The sequence below is a fragment of the Microbacterium sp. ISL-103 genome, assembly GCF_018613995.1.
Classification (GTDB): domain Bacteria; phylum Actinomycetota; class Actinomycetes; order Actinomycetales; family Microbacteriaceae; genus Microbacterium.
In genome coordinates, this window is the sequence record NZ_JAGGPD010000525.1 from 1 (window position 1) to 1,407 (window position 1,407).

A 1,407-nucleotide genomic window follows, 5' to 3' on the forward strand; every position below is an offset into this window, starting at 1 on the left:
CACCACCAGGGCGAGCACCACGCGCACCACGAGGGCGATGAGCACCACCAGGGCGAGCACCACCAGTCCTGAGCCCAGCTGCAGCCGGGCATGAGAACGCCCTCCGCGCCGACTGGCGGCGGAGGGCGTTCCTCGTTCTCGGCCTCGTTCAGGCGGGCCGTGGACGGATGACCGGGCGGCGGCTGCCCTTCGACACGGGCGTGGGCGAAGTGGCGACGATCTCTTCGACGTCGGCGGGCTCCTCGCTCACGTCGAGCCGCAGGGCCTGCGTCAGTGCGAGACCGTGGCGCGTCGTGAGGATCAGGCGACGATATTGCGCGTCGCCGCTGAGATCGATGACGACACTGGGGCGACGCCGACGGATCAGCACGAAGTCGACGCTTCCGGCGGCCTTCCACGTTCCGGCCGCGAGCACCCCGGGAATGTGCGTCCCCGGGTTCGGCACTACGCGGAGCCATGTCCAGGCTTCATCGATCAGCTGCACCTTCGTGATGGTGTCGCGTGCGAGTCGGACGTTGTCACGGTGGAAGCTCGCGGCACGCTCGATCGGCGAGAGCACGATCTCGAGTTGCGTCTGGTCGAGCAGCAACGTCACCATGCGTCCAGTCTGCCAGCGGGGCCCTCCCAGTTGTCTGTGTCTTGCTCACAGGAAGGCAACGATCCATTGTCGGTTCCCACGACACCACCTCTTTTCCATTCCGATGTTCTGCTCGACATTCGAACAAACCTACTAGACTCAGACCATGCCCACCGCCACCGACGCCAACCTCGAGCAGCGCATCCAGCTGCTCGATTCCTGGGTCGAGAAGCGGCGGCAGATCGCGTGCCTCGAGTCCGAGGCGTCCGATCTCCTCGCCGAGCGGCTGCGGCTCGACGGGGCCGAGGGCGACGAGCATCCGCACCACCGCGACGCCATCCATCGGTCGATGGTCGCGGAGTACTCCGCCGCCGGACGCATCGCCCAGGGCAGCATCGAATACGCCTTCACCGACGCAGGCTTCGTCAACGCCAGCCATCCGCACGTGCGCGAGGCGTTCCGGCGCGGCACCATCACGGCCGCGCACGTTCGCGAGATCGTGCGAGCGGCCGGAATCGTGCGCGAGGCCGTGAACAACGGCAGGGCGGATGCCGATGCGGTGCAGCGCTACGACATCGGTGCCGTGACCATCGCCGAGAGAGAGACACCGGCGCGGACGAAAGTCCACCTCAAAGGCCTGGCCGCGGTCCTCGCGGGTTCCACGACCAACGAACGCCATAGTCCGAGCGCACGGTGACGGTGCGGCCCGCCGGCGACGGGCTCGCGGTCTTGACGGCCGTGCTCCCGGAACACCTGGCGGCGGCGATCATCGACCGCCTCACCCAGATAGCACGCGCCGCCCTCCCGGGGCGCCGAGACCACGAACCCGT

The 1,407-nt window shown here is 68.1% G+C and carries 2 protein-coding genes; one reads left to right on the plus strand and one right to left on the minus strand.

Annotation, left to right across the window (positions count from 1 at the left end; translation table 11 throughout):
- Window positions 1–148: 148 nt before the first annotated feature.
- Complete coding sequence (locus tag J7E68_RS17065; protein ID WP_215174603.1) at window positions 149–598, minus strand: hypothetical protein; 450 nt, start codon at window positions 596–598, stop codon at window positions 149–151.
- 145 nt (window positions 599–743) lie between these two features.
- On the opposite strand from J7E68_RS17065, the gene J7E68_RS17070 reads away from it, so the two are divergent.
- The gene (locus J7E68_RS17070) at window positions 744–1,274 is read left to right on the plus strand and encodes a hypothetical protein (protein ID WP_215174605.1); all 531 of its coding nucleotides are present in this window, start codon (window positions 744–746) and stop codon (window positions 1,272–1,274) included.
- Window positions 1,275–1,407: the final 133 nt, after the last annotated feature.